We start from the raw sequence: 16,186 nt of genomic DNA on the forward strand, positions 1-16,186 counted from the left end.
TCGACGATGCAAAATAGACTTTGATTTAGAAACCGGTTTTATCGTAAGTAAAAATGATGAAAAGACATTTTTTGCTGCTTTAATGTAAAAATTTATTGGAAGTGCGTTTTATACCTAAGTAAAACAGGAAGAACGGCAAATTTAAAAGTTTTTTAGTTGGCAAGTAAGATGTAGAGTAAGAAAAATAATTTAGCCTTAAAAAGTAAGAATCTTTTTTTACATGATTTTGGTGTAATTGTAATTTTGCTAGTGATACACAAAACAAATTTAGTATTCCGATAAGATTAATGAGCAAATCATATTTCCTACTGAAAAGCTAATTTTTGTTGAGAATATTACTTGATGCACTAGTAAAGCTAATATGCTACTGCTCAAATAAAGAACTAGCAAGTATATATTTGGTTAATTTAGTAAACCAAGTAAATTATGTTATGGGTAATCTGAGTTTTGGGGATTATATCTCGAGGTGGCTCTGACTGGATTCATAACTATATTATTTTTTTACAAGCTAAATAATTTAATAAAACTGTGCTTTTTTTAGGAAAGTTATGTAATTTATAAAAACTGGTGTTAAAATAAATTATGTATATAGGAACATATATAAAAATGATAGAAAGGAACTTATTTTGAAAAAAGAAAAGAATACTAAAGCTGTTATTGCAACTACAGTAGTCGGATTAGTATGTGGGCTGGCTTTAACGCAGCAGCAGGCAAAGGCGGCAACGGTAGATCCTGCTAACAGTCAAAACACTGCTGCAATTGTACAGGCACCGAAGGCAGAAAAAGGTGTTATACCAGCAGAAACAGATTCTCATGTTAATACTGGTATAGAAGATGATTCTACTGCAAAAGCAACCGAAAACAAGCCGACAGATAATGCTGGTAAAGATGTTGCTTCGACTTCTATCGACAAGAGTGAAGCTGCAAATAAACAAGCAGTAACAAATCCTGAAACAATTGATCAAGGCACATGGGGGACTAGCAAGTGGGAATATAAGCATGAAGGTGATGATTATGTTCTTTACCTGCATGAAGGAACCTTGGGAAACATATATCATCAGAGTATTAATCAGTTAAACAGCGCTTTTGCAGATCAATTAACAAAAATTAAGGTTGATCGCGGTGTAGTTGCCAATCAAGATTCACAAGGGCTTTTTATGGGCTTGAACAAGCTGACCACAATCGATGGCTTAGAAAATTTAGATACATCAAAAGTTACTAACATGCAAGATATGTTTGAAAACTGTCGCAATATAGAAGTATTGGATGTAAGTCACTTTGACACTTCCCAAGTTACTAACATGGATTCTATGTTTGCTTTTTGTAGCAATTTAAAAACATTGAATGTAAGCAATTTCGACACTTCCCAAGTTACTGACATGGCTAGTATGTTTGAAGATTGTAATAATTTAAAAACATTGAATGTAAGCAATTTTGACACTTCAAAAGTTACTTACATGGATTGGATGTTTAGTGAATGTAATAATTTAAATACATTGGATGTAAGTAATTTTGACACTTCTCAAGTTATTGATATGGCTTGTATGTTCGGAAACTGTTACAATTTAGGAACATTGGATGTAAGCCATTTCTACACTTCCAAAGTTACTGACATGTCTGGTATGTTTGACAGATGCAATAATTTAAAAGCATTAGATTTAAGCAATTTCGACACTTCTAAAGTTACTCAGTGGACCCATATGTTTTACTCATGTAACAGCCTTAATCGCTTAGTTCTTGGGGCAAAAACTAAGTTGACTTCTGACGTTAAATTACCCACAGTCCCCGCTGTCAATACCGTGATTTCGGGGACCAATCGAATTGTAGCTGCGCCTTACTGGGTGGCAACTAGCGGTTATGAACAAGGTAAGCGTTATACATCAGATGAGTTAATGTCATTAACCGGCCGTGATCAGGTCACAACCTATGACTGGGATACGCAAACATTAGCTACCAATACAACGCAAACTAAGGCAGTAACACGCTTGATTGTCGTTCATCAGCCAGATGGTTCAACTAAGACAGACGCGCAAACGGTAATGATTACCAGGCCAGGACTAGTCAAACCAGATGGTACAATCGCATGGGGCAGCTGGACAACAGCGCAATGGACAGCACATGAAGTACCTTCTTTTGCTGGTTATAAGCCAAGTGTTAAAGAGATACCAGCCCAAACAGTTACTAGTCAGACTGGTGATCAGGCAATTGATATATACTATGACCCAATTGAACAGACAATCACGGTGCAATATGTTGATGCTAGTGGCAAAGTTGTTGGCACGCAAGAGCTAACTGGCTATACAGGCGATACGTTGACGCCTAATTATCATGCGCCAGCTGGCTATGAACTAGCCGCAGCACCACAGCCAAGTATTAAAGTTGATGGTTCAGGAAGTCAAGTTATCAAAGTTACGGTTAATCCAAAGTCAATTCAAAATACAGAGCTGAAGACTATCACCAGAACAATTAATGTCCACCAACCTGATGGCAGCATAAAAACTTATAATCAAGTGGCGATTATCAGACGAACTGTAAGTCAAGACCAAATAACAGGCGAAAAGACCTATGGCAGTTGGCACAATGACAGCTGGGACGAATTCAAGGTACCAGTAATTACTGGCTATACGTCAAATCAAGCAATAGTAGCTGGTCAAGAAGTAACAGCGGATAGTGAAAATGAACAAGTGGAAATATACTATTTTGCGAATAAATAAAGCTGGTTCATTGTTAATTTATCTTAATAGAATTTTATAATTTTCTAATTGAGCGTCAGGCTATTAACTAGACTTGATGCTCTTTTTTGATCGTAGTTTTTGTCTCTTCTAGTTCACTACCGTCAATTAAATGACTTAGTCATAATTTGTCTTTCAGATCCTTTTTGGACAAGCGTTAAGTCGACTTTGTCATATTTGCTATAAGGCTTTAAAGTTGCTGTTAATTCATGTCTAAGCCTTAACTTTATACCCTGATTATAAACCTAAGTAGCGTTAATTCTGAGATGAATAAAATCATTTATCTTTGCTTTTATTTGTTTTATTTTATGAGTTTTATAATACTAGTTATACTTATTGTTATTTTAAACAAAAAAATAAAATTCCATATAGATTACAAGCAAAAAGTGCTATAATATCTGCAACAGCTTAAGGTTAAGCATTTTCCTAATAAGTTCAATTTTCTTTTTCTGTTTAGTAGTGATTTTTAACAATTCATTCTAAGCAACGAAAAAATTAGTTTATTTAAGAAATGTAATGATTTGAAGTAAGAAAATGGAGAAATTGTTATGAATAGAACAAAAATTGCAAATAAAAAGATTAAAGCGTTATTAGTTACTAGTATTTCGTTTGCAGCATTAACATTTGGCTATGCTAATTCGGCTAATGTAGTTAAAGCTGATACAACTACCACTGAAGATACTACTGCCTTTTATGGCAAGTCAATTGTGGTTGCTCACTACCAAGATGAAAATGGTAATAAACTTGCAGAAGACCAGGTTATTGATGGTCGCGCAGGTGTGGCATATGGTACGATGCGGAAAGCCATTGACGGCTACACATTAAAAGACTGGCAAGGTCCAACAGAAGGTTACTTCCATAATCAACCAAAGGACGAGGTAACTTATATTTATACTAAGGGTAATGTTGGGGTAAATAATGAGCAGACTCCTGTAGCTAATAAAGATCAACAGACTGGTACGGATAATAACCAACCTGAAGCACCAGCCGGTGATAAGCAAAATGCACAAAAGCCAAGTGATGATAAGCAAAATAATACTAACGCCACTGGTAAGACACCTGAAAAAAACCAGACAGTTCCAAGCGCAACTCAGCAAGGAAAGGCTAATGTAGCAGATCCTAATAGCAAAACTCAGCTACCACAAACAGGTTCTGCTAAAAATGCTTCATTAAGCATGATCTTGGCCGGTGTTGCTGCATTATCAATTTCTTTCTTGGGGATGTTTGGTATTCAAAGAAAGCAAAATTAAATATTTGTTTTTGTCAAGGATAATTTATATAATAGATAATATACAAAACGTCCTATTTATTTAAAGGCTGGTTTTGCCGTGAAAGCAAAGCTAGTCTTTTTATTTTGACTAAAAGCCAGTTAATCCTTTAGAATCAGGCACAGGTTAAAAGGCCGCACCCCGATTGAATATCGGAATACGGCCTTAGCGAATAAGAAATAATGTTAATATCCAATTTTAGGGGTTAACTTTAGTCTAGGTGCTTTAAAATTGCTAATTAAGCTCGTTTCTCTTATTACGTACAAGCTACATGCCAGCTTTAATGATTTTTTGTTCAGCCATTGTTTTACGCAAAGAAAGCAGTGCGGTATAAGTTGATAAAATATAAACTTTTTCTGTTGGCAATTTAGCGATTTCATTGATGACAGACCCATTGTCAGGGCAGGTAGTCATGATACTTGGGTCAAAACCAGCAACATTAAGACGAAAGCCCATATCGTGCCAACGCTCGCCACCAACTAAAATCTTTTTAATTTGCTCATGATTAAGATCCTCAAACTGACCATCCCATATCCAAGAGGTATCGATTCCGTCAGCATGGTTGGCGTTAAGAAGAGTAACAAGTGAGTAATTGTCTTTTTCAGTATTTAGCATGTGTAATACTTCATCAAGTCCGACCGGATTTTTCACTAAAATTAAGTTAATCTTTTTTCCGGCGTAATCAATCAGTTCTTGGCGGCCAAAGACGCGTTTGTTTTTAGAAAAAGCATTAGCCACTTCATCATCACTCAAGCCAAAATGTCTGGCAACCGAATAGGCGGTCAACGCATTGTAAATATTATAGGTTCCACCAACATTGATGCTATAATTTTTAGAGCCCATTTGAAATTCTAAATGATTTGGGCTTTGTGCAACGATCTTGTTAACGGAATAAGTTAGTTCTGGACGATGATAGTCGCAGTTGGGGCAGAAAAAATCACCTAAATTAGCGTAAATCCGTTCGTGGTAATGTAAAATATGATCACATTTCGGACAAAGAACGCCATCAGTGTTGACCGGCGCTTTTACATCGTTTTTTGCTTGGTCACTGGCAAGCTTGAAGCCATAAAAAATCTTCGGATTAGGTAAGTCAACGGATGAAAAGATACTTGCATCACCATTAGCGATAATAGTTGCTTGGGGCGCAAGCTTGATTCCAGCAATAATTTTTTCATAAGTAGTATAAATTTCACCGTAACGATCCATTTGATCACGAAAAATATTGGTTAAAACAAACACACTTGGATGAACCAGTTGTGTAACCATTTTAACGTTAGCTTCATCAACCTCAAGAACAGCGATTTTCCGGCGTGTTTTTTTATTTTTATGAGCTAAAAAGGCGGTAACAATTCCTTGCTGCATATTAGAGCCGGATGGGTTGGTAAGGACATCACCATATTTTTCCCGCAGTGCTTCAACAATGAGAGCTGTGGTCATGGTTTTACCGTTTGTTCCCGTTACAATTACTGTTTCGTAATCCTTAGCTAACGTGTTCAAAATTTCTGGATCAAGATTCATAGCCAGCTTACCTGGAAAGCTGGTCCCGCCTTTTAAAACATTGTGCAGAAACCAGTAGCTTGATTTTCCGGCAAATTTTGCAATTCCAGATTTTACGTTCATGTTTATCCCTCGCTTTAAAATCATTATCAACTATAGCATAGGGAGCAAATGAAAACGAGTTTTTGACAACGATTTAAATGCATAGAATTTATTTTTCATCTATACTAGATGAGTTAGGTGAATTTAATTAGACAAAGGAGCAAAAATGGCACAATTATTTTTTCACTACGGGACAATGAGTAGTGGCAAAACACTTGAAATTCTCAAGGATGCACATAATTATGAAGCCCAGGGGCGCAAAATTGTGCTGATGACAAGTGGAATTGATAATCGTAGTGGAGTTGGAGTAATTGCTTCGCGAATCGGACTGCATCGCGAGGCAGTTCCAATTGAACGTGAAATGGATGTTTTTGCTTATATTAAAAAGATTAATGTCCAAGAAGAAAAACGTGGTGATGGCCCGATTGCCTGTGTTTTCATTGATGAAGCACAGTTTTTAGAGCGGCATCATGTTTTTGAATGCGCCAAGATTGTTGATGAATTAGGCATTCCGGTGATGACTTTTGGGTTAAAAAATGACTTTCAGAATAATTTGTTTGAAGGCACTAAGAACTTATTGATTGTAGCTGATAAGATTAATGAGATTAAAACAATTTGCCACTATTGTGGCCGTAAGGCTACAATGAATCTACGGATTCATAATGGCAAGCCTGTTTATGAAGGTGAGCAGGTCCAAATTGGTGGAGATGAAAGCTATTACCCGGTTTGTCGTTTTCATTATTTTCACCCAGATAAGCAAAGATAGAGAGGGATTGAGAAAACATGGATAAGATTATGGCACAGCTTGAAGGGCTTGTGGCTCACTATGATGAGTTGCAGGAAATGATGGCCGATCCAGAAGTTATCAATGATACTAAGCGCTACATGGAGATATCTAAAGAAGAATCTGACTTGCGCGAAGTAGTCGAAAAGTATCGTAAATATAAAGCAGATAAAAAAGAAATTGCAGAAAATAAGGAAATTATCTCCAATGAAAGTGATTCTGATTTAGTTGAAATGGCTAAAGAGGAAAACAGCGACTTAGAAAAAGAAATCTCTGATTTGGAAGACCAGATTAAAATTTTGATGCTGCCCAAAGATCCTAACGATGATAAAGATATCATTATGGAAATTCGGGGCGCTGCTGGTGGAGATGAAGCTTCTTTATTCGCCGCTGACTTACTTAGAATGTATGAAAAGTATGCTGAGCGGCAAAACTGGCAAGTTTCAATTGTTGATAGTGAAGCGACTGAAGTGGGCGGTTATAAGCGCGTCGCAGTTATGATTACTGGTGATAAGGTTTACTCTAAGCTTAAATACGAAAATGGTGCTCATCGGGTACAAAGAATTCCAGTTACTGAATCCCAAGGTCGTGTTCATACGTCAACTGCCACTGTGGCCGTAATGCCAGAATATGAACAAGTTGATTTTGAACTTGATCCAAAGGATATTCGTGTTGACGTTTATCGTTCAAGTGGTGCCGGTGGCCAGCACATTAACAAGACTTCTAGTGCTGTTCGGATGACGCACTTGCCAACTGGAATCGTAGTGGCGATGCAAGATCAGCGTAGTCAGCAGCAAAACCGGGAAAAAGCAATGCAAATTCTAACTTCTCGTGTCTATGACTATTACGAAAGTCAAAATAGGGATCAATATGATGCCAAAAGAAAAAGCGCTGTTGGGACAGGTGATCGTTCCGAAAGAATTAGGACATATAACTATCCGCAAAATCGGGTGACAGATCATCGCATTGGTCTAACATTAAATAAATTAGACCGAATTATGAACGGTGAACTTGATGAAATTATTGATGCACTGATTTTATATAATCAAACTAAGCAGTTAGAGGAGCTGGCTGAGCAAAATGTCTAAGATTGTCACTTTAAGTGATTTACGAATCTGGTCTTCTGAAACAGCGCCTGATGAGCGCCCAGAAGATATTGCTTTTCTATTGGCCGAGCGGCTAGGATTGAGTCCCAGTGAATTTCAATTAAAACAGGATTTGCAATTAACTACTAAGCAGATAGCCCAAGCAAAAAAAGATATTACTAAACTGGCCAAAGGTATATCACCGCAGTATATCTTGGGTTACTCTTGGTTTTACGGCTATAAAATAATGGTTCAGCGGGGTGTGCTAATTCCGCGCTTTGAAACTGAAGAACTAGTAAGTTGGGCTTTGGCGCATTTAGCAAATAACCAAACAATTCTTGATTTGGGCACTGGTTCAGGCTGTATTACGGTTGCTTTGGCTAAGCAAGCAAAAGAAAAGGGGATTAGTAACCTGAATTTTTATGCTTCAGATGTTACTGATGCTGCCCTTAGAATTAGTGAGGAAAACTTTTTACTTCATGACATTGATGTAACCGTAAGAAAGGCTAATATTTTAATTGGATTAGAAAAATTTGATGTGATTGTTTCTAATCCTCCTTATATTAAAGAAACAGAACAAGATGTCATGGATCAAAATGTCCTGCAAAATGAGCCAAAAGAAGCGCTGTTTGGTGGTAAAGACGGAATTGTTTTTTATCAAAAATTTGTCAAGCAAGTTCGGCAGCATTTAAATCCTGGTGGAAGATTCTTCTTAGAGTTTGGCTTTAGTGAAAAAAAGCAGCTTGAAGAATTGTTTGCTAAAGAATTGCCTGACTTTACGATTGAATTTAAAAATGATTTGGCTAATAAGCCCCGTATGGTAAGTGGAAAGTGGAATAAGTGATGGAAACAAAGATTTTTGATCAAGAAAAAATCAATGATGCAGTTGAACTTTTAGCTGCTGGGGAACTGGTAGCTTTTCCGACCGAAACGGTTTATGGCTTAGGCGCTTTGGCAACTAATGAAACAGCTGTGAAGAATGTTTATGCTGCCAAAGGTCGCCCTAGCGATAATCCATTAATTGTCACAGTTTCTGATGAAAAAATGATGGCTAAATATGCTAGGGAAATTCCAGAAAGAGCCCAGAAACTGATTAAACATTTTTGGCCGGGTCCATTGACTATTTTGCTTTTTGTCAAACCGGGCAGTTTACCGTCCGCTGTGACTGGCGGTTTGGAAACAGTTGCGTTTCGTTGTCCTGATGATAAATTGACCCATGAACTTATTGCTAAACTGGGAGAGCCAATTGTGGGTCCGTCGGCAAATACTTCGACTAAGCCGAGTCCAACGACTGCCCAACATGTTTACCATGATTTAAATGGCAAAATTGCTGGAATTATTGATGGCGGACAAACGAAGGTCGGTCTTGAGTCAACAATTATTGATTTATCTGTTAAAACACCAGTTGTTTTACGTCCTGGTGAAATAACTCCTGAAGAATTGAGCCAGGTTTTAGGTGAAAAAGTACTGATTAATTCCGGTAAGGTAGCTGAAAAGGGTGTACCCAAAGCTCCTGGAATGAAGTATCGGCATTATGCACCAAGCGCTCCCGTCATTGTGGTTGATCACTTAGAAGATTTTTTGCAAATTGATTTCAATGATACGATTGGGGTCATGGCAGTAGAAGATATACTCGCAAAGATTAAATTACCAGAAGAAAACAAGTTTAATTTAGGTAATTCCTTACAAGAAGCTGATCATAATTTGTTTGGTGGCTTGCGTTATTTTGATGATAAACCACAAATTAAGCAAATTTTTGTCCAGGGATTTAGCGGCAGTGAGTCTTCACTTGCTTACATGAATCGGTTAGATAAAGCCGCTGCGGGGCATCACTATATGACAAAATAAAAAAACGACAGCAAAGGACTTTAAACCCTTTGCTTTTTTGATTAAAATAAGCGAGAAGTATTATTTGTTTAGTAGGAGGAAAAAAAGATGGGCAAATTTACGGTTTTAGATCACCCGTTGATCCAGCATAAGTTAACAATTATTCGCCGTAAGGAAACAAGTTCCAATGAATTTCGGCAAATTGTTGGTGAAATTGGGGGACTAATGACTTATGAAATTACTCGCGATTTACCGTTAAAAGATGTTGAAATTGAAACACCTATTGGCAAAACCACGCAAAAAGAGATTGCTGGCAAAAAGATGACCATTGTCCCAATCTTACGTGCAGGAATCGGGATGCTCAATGGTGTGATGGAAATGATTCCATCGGCCAAAGTTGGCGTAATTGGAATGTACCGTGACGAAGAAACATTAAAGCCACATGAGTACTTTTGCAAAATGCCAAAGGATATAGCTGAGCGCGAATGCTTAGTAGTTGATCCAATGTTGGCAACTGGTGGTTCTGCCAACATGGCCATTGGTGCTTTGAAAAAGCGAGGCGTTAAAGCAATTAAGCTGGCAGTTTTAGTTGCTGCTCCCGAGGGTGTTAAAGCCATTCAAGAAGAAAACCCTGATGTTGATATTTATGCAGCTGCTGAAGACGAAAAACTGTTGCCCAACGGTTACATCACACCAGGGCTTGGTGATGCAGGTGATCGTTTATTTGGCACAAAATAGTGTCTTTAAGCAAAAAAATTAAGAAAATTCGCTTACAATTTTTCACAAAATTTTTGTTTGGTGTTAATATTGTATGAGTGTTCTATAATTTGGGCACAAGAAGGGAGGTCACGAAGTAATGGAGAGACCATTTGTTTTTAAGTTCTTGGGTTTGACCTTTGATCTTTCGGGGATTATTGGCTCAACTTTAATGGCAGCTGTGGTTTTATTTGTCTGCATCTGGCTTTCACGAAAAGTTGAAATGAAGCCTAACAAAAGGCAAAATGTGATTGAGTACCTGCTTGATTTTACTGATGGAATTGTTAAAGATAATGTCAGTGATCCTGATGCGCGCAAGCACTTGTCCTTATATGCTTTTGTGTTGTTTCTATTTATTTGGTTTATGAACCAATTAGGTCTTTTCTTGGAAGTCAAGGCTGGCGATAGCATTTTCGTTAAATCCCCAACTGCTGATCCAGTAACGACAATGTCGTTTGCAATGATGACCTTGCTTCTATCATTTACATTTGGAATGCAAAGATTTGGCACTAAAGGTTATTGGCGTAATTATGCTGAACCTGTTGGTTTTCTTTTTCCGATTAATATGATGGAAGAGATTACTAACTTTTTAACGCTGTCTTTGCGTCTATATGGTAATATTTATGCAGGTGAAGTTTTACTAACTTTAATTGGTAATAGTTTTGCACCTAGCTATGGTGCACTAACTTTAGTTTTAGCTGCACCGCTTGCTATGATATGGCAAGGTTTCTCTGTCTTCATTGGCTCTATCCAGGCATATGTTTTCGTAACCTTATCAATGGTGTACATTGGTAAAAAGGTTACACAAGAATAATTTTTCGGAGGTTTAAATATGTCACAAGCTTTTAAATATATTTCCGCAGCGGTTGTAGCTGGTATTGCTGCTTTAGCTGCTTCATGGGGTAATGGTAAAGTTATTACAAAGACGGTTGAAAGTATAGCTCGTCAGCCTGAAAGTGCAGGTAACTTGAGATCGACTATGTTTATCGGTGTTGGTTTAATTGAAGCCGTTCCAATTTTGGCGATCGTTGTTGCTTTTCTGATTCTCTTCCGTTAATTTTTTAAAAATTTCGGTTAAAGTAAAAAGAGAGAAGGGCAGTAAATGATATTTCAAACTTTATTTGCAGCCTCTGCAGGTCATATATATCTTGGCAATACCATTTGGTATTTAATAGTTTTTGCGATTTTGCTTATCTTAGTAAAACATTATGCTTGGGGACCAGTTTCCAACATGATGGAGAAAAGACGGCAAAAGGTGATTAATGATTTGGATTCGGCTGCTGACAACCGTAAAAAAGCTGAAGTTTTAGCTAATGAACGTGAAGCTGCCTTGAAGAATTCAAAACAAGAGGCAACGCAAATTCTCTCGGATGCAAAGGCGAATGCTCAGAAAACAAGCAGTCAAATTGTTGCTGAGGCTAATGATGATGCAGCATCTATTCATGAAAAAGCTCAAGCAGATGCTGCTCAAGCTAAATCAGATGCTCTAAACGAAGCCCGCGCACAGGTTGCAGATATTTCAGTGACGATTGCAGAAAAAGTGATTGCAAAGAATTTATCTGCTGACGATCAGAAAGATTTAGTCGATCAATTTATTAAGGGGCTGAACGAATAATGGCCTTGACTAAAAAAGAAATTGCTGCACGTTATGGTACTGCACTATTTGATTATGCGCAGGACATGAATGCTTTAGATAAAGTTCATGCAGATTTAGGGGAATTGCGTGAGGCAGTTTCCGCTAACCCTAAGATTTTAAGTGTTTTTAGCGATCCGGTTTTTAATAGCGCTGAAAAGAAAAAGTCGTTATCAATAATTGAAGCAGGTTTTACTGAAGAAGTTCAGACCTTTTTAAATTTGCTGTTAGATTATAACCATTTTTTACAATTAGTTGACATTATTGATTGCTTTAATGAGCTATATAATGACAATAAGAAAATTATGACAGGTACGGCTGTTACCGCTGTTGAGCTTGATGATGCACGATTAAAAGCTTTAGGTCAGAGTTACGCAAAAAAGTACGATTTAACTAGTGTTAATCTAAAAAATGAAGTTGACAAAAGTATAATCGGTGGTGTAATCCTGAAAGTTGGCGATTGCGTGATTGATGGCTCAGTTAAAAACAAACTGAAAAAAATTCGTGCGCAGTTAATTAGTAAAAATTAAAAGAGGTGAAACCATTGAGCATTAAAGCAGAAGAGATTAGCTCTTTAATCAAGCAACAGCTTGAACACTATGATGACAAACTCGACATCAACGAAGTTGGGGTTGTAACTTACATAGGTGATGGTATCGCCCGGGCTCACGGATTGAATAATGTTCTTGCTAATGAACTATTGGAATTTGACAATGGTTCTTATGGTATTGCCCAAAACCTTGAATCTAATGATGTTGGTATCATTATTTTGGGTAACTTTGATGATATTCGTGAAGGTGACCAAGTCAAAAGAACCGGTGAAATTATGAGAGTGCCGGTTGGAGATGAGTTAATTGGTCGGGTCGTAAATCCATTAGGTCAGCCAGTTGATGGCTTAGGCGACATTAAGGCCTCAAAAACTCGTCCAATCGAGGCTTCAGCACCGGGTGTTATGCAGCGACAATCAGTTAATCAACCACTGCAAACTGGTATTAAAGCGATTGATGCTTTAGTTCCAATCGGTCGTGGTCAGCGTGAGTTAATCATAGGTGACCGTAAAACCGGTAAAACTAGTCTGGCAGTTGACACAATTTTGAACCAAAAGGGACAGGATGTAATTTGTATTTATGTCTTTATTGGTCAAAAAGAGTCAACTGTTAGAACACAAGTAGAAACATTAAAACGTTTTGGCGCAATGGACTATACCATTGTTGTTGAAGCAGGACCAAGTGAACCAGCACCAATGCTGTATATTGCACCATATGCTGGTACAGCTATGGGCGAGGAATTTATGTACAATGGCAAGGATGTTCTGGTGATCTTTGATGATCTATCCAAGCAAGCTGTTGCTTACCGTGAACTTTCTTTGCTACTTCGTCGTCCGCCTGGTCGTGAAGCTTATCCTGGTGATGTTTTCTATTTGCATTCACGTCTGTTGGAGCGTAGTGCAAAGTTGAGTGATGATCTTGGTGGCGGTTCGATGACTGCCATTCCATTTATCCAAACTGAAGCTGGCGATATTTCGGCTTATATTCCAACCAACGTAATTTCTATTACGGATGGTCAAATTTTCTTACAAAGTGATTTGTTCTTTGCGGGAACTCGTCCAGCTATTGATGCTGGTAATTCAGTTTCTCGTGTTGGTGGTAGTGCCCAGATAAAGGCTATGAAGAGGGTTGCCGGTACATTGCGTACAGATTTGGCAGCCTACCATGAATTGGAAAGTTTCGCTCAATTTGGCAGTGATTTGGATCAGGCAACCCAGGCTAAGTTAAACCGGGGACGCAGAGTTGTTGAAGTATTAAAGCAACCTTTGCACGACCCAATTCCAGTCGAAAAGCAAGTTATTTTATTGTATTCATTAACTCACGGTTACATCGATTCCGTTCCTGTTGAAGATATCGCGCGGTTTGAAAAAGAACTTTACGATAACTTTGATAGTAATCATGCAGATCTATTAGATCACATCCGTAAAACAGGAGAATTGCCAGATGAAACTGAGTTGAAATCTGCAATTTCACAATTTGCTGATAGTTTTTCACCAAGTAATAAATAGGAGGTAGCTTATGCCTGCATCTTTACTTGAGTTGAAGAAAAAAATTGCTTCAGTTAAGCAAACTGGTAAGATTACGGAAGCCATGAGAATGGTTTCTGCTTCAAAACTTAATCAAACTGAAAAGCGCGATGAGGGCTACACGATTTATAACGATCATGTAAGACAAACCTTGTCTCGCTTAATGAGTGCAGAAGTTGTCCGTCATTTACAGAAAGAAAATGTTGCTGTTGACGAAGATAGTATTGGCAAAATCGATTATGAAAATGTTTTTGGCTTAGGAATCGTTTCTGATATGGTTCAAGCAAGGAAAAAGGTCAAATCAACTGGTTATTTAGTTATAACTGGTGACCGTGGCCTTGTTGGCTCATATAACAGTGCCGTCATTAAAAATATGATGGGTCTTGTTCAAGATTCCAAAGCTGAAAATAAAGATATTAAAATTTTAGCAGTGGGCTCTGTAGGGGCAGAATTTTTTAAAAAGAATAACTTAAATGTTGTGTATGAAAATGCTGCTATTTCTGATGTTCCAACATTTGATGAGGTTTTACCAATCGTCTCAACAGCGATTAAAATGTATTTGAATGGTGTTTATGATGAATTGTATGTTTGTTATACGCACCACATTAACTCTTTGTCTTCTGCATTTAGAGTTGAAAAAATGTTACCGGTTGTCGATATTGATATTGGAATCAAAGAAGCTGAAGCACACAGAGATTTAGAATATGATATTGAACCAGATGTTAACGCAGTTTTGACCACTTTAATTCCACAATATGCTCGTTCAACTATTTACGGAGCTATTCTGGACGCAAAAACAGCCGAGCATGCAAGCTCAATGACTGCTATGCAGAGTGCGACAGACAATGTTAATGACTTGGTTTCAAGTCTGACAACTAAATTAAACCGTGCAAGACAAGCAGAAATTACCACTGAAATCACTGAAATTGTCAGTGGTGCTAATGCTTTGAAATAAATTGAGAAAAGGAGGTAGATGTTTTGAGTGAAGGTGAAGTTGTTCAAGTAATCGGCCCCGTTGTCGATGTTAAATTTCCACTTGATAAAAACCTACCTGATATTGACAATGCTTTGCGTGTAGTTAAATCAGAGGATGAAACTATTGTCCTTGAAGTCACGCTAGAGCTTGGGGATGGCGTTTTAAGAACAATCGCCATGGAATCTACCAATGGTCTCCGTCGCGGAATGAAAGTCGAAGATACCGGCGGTCCAATATCCGTTCCTGTTGGTAACGATACTTTAGGACGTGTGTTTAATGTTCTCGGTGAACCAATCGATAATGGTCCAAAATTTGATAAGGATCATGCTCGTAATAGTATTCACCGAAATGCACCAAAGTATGATGAATTAACAACTAGTCAAGAAATACTTGAAACTGGAATTAAGGTTATTGACCTGCTGGAGCCATATGTTCGTGGTGGTAAAGTTGGGCTGTTCGGCGGTGCCGGTGTTGGTAAAACAACTATTATTCAAGAGCTAATCCATAACATTGCGCAAGAACACGGTGGTATTTCCGTTTTCACTGGTGTTGGTGAAAGAACTCGTGAAGGTAACGACCTTTATTTTGAAATGAAAGCATCTGGCGTTTTAAGCAAAACCGCCATGGTTTTCGGACAAATGAATGAGCCGCCTGGTGCCAGAATGCGAGTTGCATTAACCGGGTTAACTTTGGCAGAGTATTTTAGAGATGTTGAAGGGCAAGATGTGTTGCTCTTTATCGATAACATCTTCCGGTTTACGCAAGCTGGTTCTGAGGTTTCAGCTTTACTAGGTCGGATGCCAAGTGCCGTTGGTTATCAGCCAACTTTGGCAACTGAAATGGGGCAATTGCAGGAAAGAATTACTTCGACAAAGAAGGGTTCAATTACTTCAATTCAAGCCGTTTATGTGCCTGCTGATGACTATACTGACCCAGCACCTGCGACTACTTTTGCTCACTTGGATGCTACTACTAATTTGGAGCGTAGCTTGGTTGAGCAAGGTATCTATCCAGCAGTTGACCCCTTAGAGTCAACATCAAGCGCTTTGGATCCTGAAGTAGTTGGTGAGGAACATTATGATATTGCAACTCGTGTACAACATATTTTGCAACGTTACCATGAACTGCAAGATATTATTTCTGTTTTAGGTATGGACGAATTATCTGATGAAGAAAAAGTAATTGTTAGTCGTGCTCGTAAGATTCAGTTCTTCTTGTCACAAAACTTCTTTGTTGCTGAACAATTTACCGGGGTTCCTGGTTCATATGTTCCAATTAAAGAAACAATTAAAGGCTTTAAGATGATTCTCGATGGTCATTTGGATGATCTTCCTGAAGATGCATTTCGTAGTGTAGGCCCAATCGAAGATGTTTTACAAAAAGCAAAAGTTATGGGCGTAACAGCTAGTGATCCTGAAGCTAAAGCCTTGTTAGAAAAGTAGGGTGATGTCA

Annotated in this window: 15 protein-coding genes; 14 read left to right on the forward strand and 1 reads right to left on the reverse strand. The window is 38.0% G+C overall.

The genetic code is table 11. The features are described from left to right. The first annotated feature begins 626 nt into the window (after positions 1-626). Together J3U71_RS09000 and J3U71_RS09005 are read left to right on the forward strand one after the other, a co-directional pair. Positions 627-2,714, forward strand: coding sequence for a BspA family leucine-rich repeat surface protein (locus tag J3U71_RS09000; RefSeq protein ID WP_267394394.1), 2,088 nt, complete (start codon positions 627-629; stop codon positions 2,712-2,714). Positions 2,715-3,280: 566 nt separating this feature from the next. Further along, positions 3,281-3,982, forward strand: coding sequence for a MucBP domain-containing protein (locus J3U71_RS09005; protein WP_267394393.1), 702 nt, complete (start codon positions 3,281-3,283; stop codon positions 3,980-3,982). 285 nt (positions 3,983-4,267) lie between these two features. Here the strand turns inward: J3U71_RS09005 and J3U71_RS09010 are convergent, their stop codons facing one another. Further along, positions 4,268-5,620: a Mur ligase family protein gene (locus tag J3U71_RS09010; RefSeq protein WP_267394392.1), complete on the reverse strand. Its 1,353-nt coding sequence runs from the start codon at positions 5,618-5,620 to the stop codon at positions 4,268-4,270. A gap of 145 nt (positions 5,621-5,765) precedes the next feature. Here J3U71_RS09010 and J3U71_RS09015 point away from each other — a divergent pair, with 145 nt between their 5' ends. From J3U71_RS09015 to atpD, 12 genes are all read left to right on the forward strand, one after another. Further along, the gene (locus J3U71_RS09015) at positions 5,766-6,365 is read left to right on the forward strand and encodes a thymidine kinase (protein ID WP_103752223.1); all 600 of its coding nucleotides are present in this window, start codon (positions 5,766-5,768) and stop codon (positions 6,363-6,365) included. 17 nt (positions 6,366-6,382) lie between these two features. Continuing rightward, positions 6,383-7,471, forward strand: coding sequence for a peptide chain release factor 1 (gene prfA, locus J3U71_RS09020; RefSeq protein WP_267394391.1), 1,089 nt, complete (start codon positions 6,383-6,385; stop codon positions 7,469-7,471). Further along, entirely contained in the window at positions 7,464-8,312 is an 849-nt protein-coding gene (gene prmC, locus J3U71_RS09025) for a peptide chain release factor N(5)-glutamine methyltransferase (protein ID WP_267394389.1), read from the forward strand. The genes prfA and prmC overlap by 8 nt, the downstream gene beginning before the upstream one ends. After that, positions 8,312-9,316 (forward strand): L-threonylcarbamoyladenylate synthase, encoded by a 1,005-nt coding sequence (locus J3U71_RS09030; protein ID WP_267394387.1) that lies wholly within the window; start codon positions 8,312-8,314, stop codon positions 9,314-9,316. The genes prmC and J3U71_RS09030 overlap by 1 nt, the downstream gene beginning before the upstream one ends. A gap of 87 nt (positions 9,317-9,403) precedes the next feature. After that, entirely contained in the window at positions 9,404-10,033 is a 630-nt protein-coding gene (gene upp / locus J3U71_RS09035; RefSeq protein ID WP_267394385.1) for a uracil phosphoribosyltransferase, read from the forward strand. Between the two features lie 118 nt (positions 10,034-10,151). Next, entirely contained in the window at positions 10,152-10,865 is a 714-nt protein-coding gene (atpB, locus tag J3U71_RS09040; RefSeq protein WP_220269543.1) for a F0F1 ATP synthase subunit A, read from the forward strand. A gap of 18 nt (positions 10,866-10,883) precedes the next feature. Continuing rightward, on the forward strand, positions 10,884-11,108 hold the full coding sequence (gene atpE, locus J3U71_RS09045) for a F0F1 ATP synthase subunit C (RefSeq protein ID WP_220269544.1): 225 nt from the start codon (positions 10,884-10,886) through the stop codon (positions 11,106-11,108). 45 nt (positions 11,109-11,153) lie between these two features. Further along, the gene (gene atpF / locus J3U71_RS09050; RefSeq protein WP_220269545.1) at positions 11,154-11,666 is read left to right on the forward strand and encodes a F0F1 ATP synthase subunit B; all 513 of its coding nucleotides are present in this window, start codon (positions 11,154-11,156) and stop codon (positions 11,664-11,666) included. Beyond that, the gene (gene atpH, locus J3U71_RS09055; RefSeq protein ID WP_267394382.1) at positions 11,666-12,214 is read left to right on the forward strand and encodes an ATP synthase F1 subunit delta; all 549 of its coding nucleotides are present in this window, start codon (positions 11,666-11,668) and stop codon (positions 12,212-12,214) included. The genes atpF and atpH overlap by 1 nt, the downstream gene beginning before the upstream one ends. A 14-nt stretch (positions 12,215-12,228) precedes the next feature. After that, a complete protein-coding gene (gene atpA, locus J3U71_RS09060; protein WP_267394380.1) occupies positions 12,229-13,740 on the forward strand; it encodes a F0F1 ATP synthase subunit alpha in 1,512 nt (503 codons plus the stop codon). 10 nt (positions 13,741-13,750) lie between these two features. Continuing rightward, positions 13,751-14,713: a F0F1 ATP synthase subunit gamma gene (locus tag J3U71_RS09065; RefSeq protein ID WP_220269548.1), complete on the forward strand. Its 963-nt coding sequence runs from the start codon at positions 13,751-13,753 to the stop codon at positions 14,711-14,713. A 23-nt stretch (positions 14,714-14,736) separates the two neighbouring features. Further along, a complete protein-coding gene (atpD, locus tag J3U71_RS09070) occupies positions 14,737-16,176 on the forward strand; it encodes a F0F1 ATP synthase subunit beta (RefSeq protein ID WP_267394377.1) in 1,440 nt (479 codons plus the stop codon). Positions 16,177-16,186 lie beyond the last annotated feature (10 nt).

It is taken from the genome of Lactobacillus sp. B4015 (assembly GCF_026536055.1).
Taxonomy (GTDB): domain Bacteria; phylum Bacillota; class Bacilli; order Lactobacillales; family Lactobacillaceae; genus Lactobacillus; species Lactobacillus panisapium.

Bases quoted from the DNA above. Each gene is read 5' to 3' on its own strand.
- upp (WP_267394385.1), top strand. From the start codon at position 9,404: ATGGGCAAATTTACGGTTTTAGATCACCCGTTGATCCAGCATAAGTTA.
- atpH (WP_267394382.1), top strand. From the start codon at position 11,666: ATGGCCTTGACTAAAAAAGAAATTGCTGCACGTTATGGTACTGCACTA.
- atpE (WP_220269544.1), top strand. From the start codon at position 10,884: ATGTCACAAGCTTTTAAATATATTTCCGCAGCGGTTGTAGCTGGTATT.
- prmC (WP_267394389.1), top strand. From the start codon at position 7,464: ATGTCTAAGATTGTCACTTTAAGTGATTTACGAATCTGGTCTTCTGAA.
- J3U71_RS09010 (WP_267394392.1), bottom strand. From the start codon at position 5,620: ATGAACGTAAAATCTGGAATTGCAAAATTTGCCGGAAAATCAAGCTAC.
- atpF (WP_220269545.1), top strand. From the start codon at position 11,154: ATGATATTTCAAACTTTATTTGCAGCCTCTGCAGGTCATATATATCTT.
- J3U71_RS09065 (WP_220269548.1), top strand. From the start codon at position 13,751: ATGCCTGCATCTTTACTTGAGTTGAAGAAAAAAATTGCTTCAGTTAAG.
- J3U71_RS09005 (WP_267394393.1), top strand. From the start codon at position 3,281: ATGAATAGAACAAAAATTGCAAATAAAAAGATTAAAGCGTTATTAGTT.
- J3U71_RS09030 (WP_267394387.1), top strand. From the start codon at position 8,312: ATGGAAACAAAGATTTTTGATCAAGAAAAAATCAATGATGCAGTTGAA.
- atpB (WP_220269543.1), top strand. From the start codon at position 10,152: ATGGAGAGACCATTTGTTTTTAAGTTCTTGGGTTTGACCTTTGATCTT.
- prfA (WP_267394391.1), top strand. From the start codon at position 6,383: ATGGATAAGATTATGGCACAGCTTGAAGGGCTTGTGGCTCACTATGAT.
- J3U71_RS09015 (WP_103752223.1), top strand. From the start codon at position 5,766: ATGGCACAATTATTTTTTCACTACGGGACAATGAGTAGTGGCAAAACA.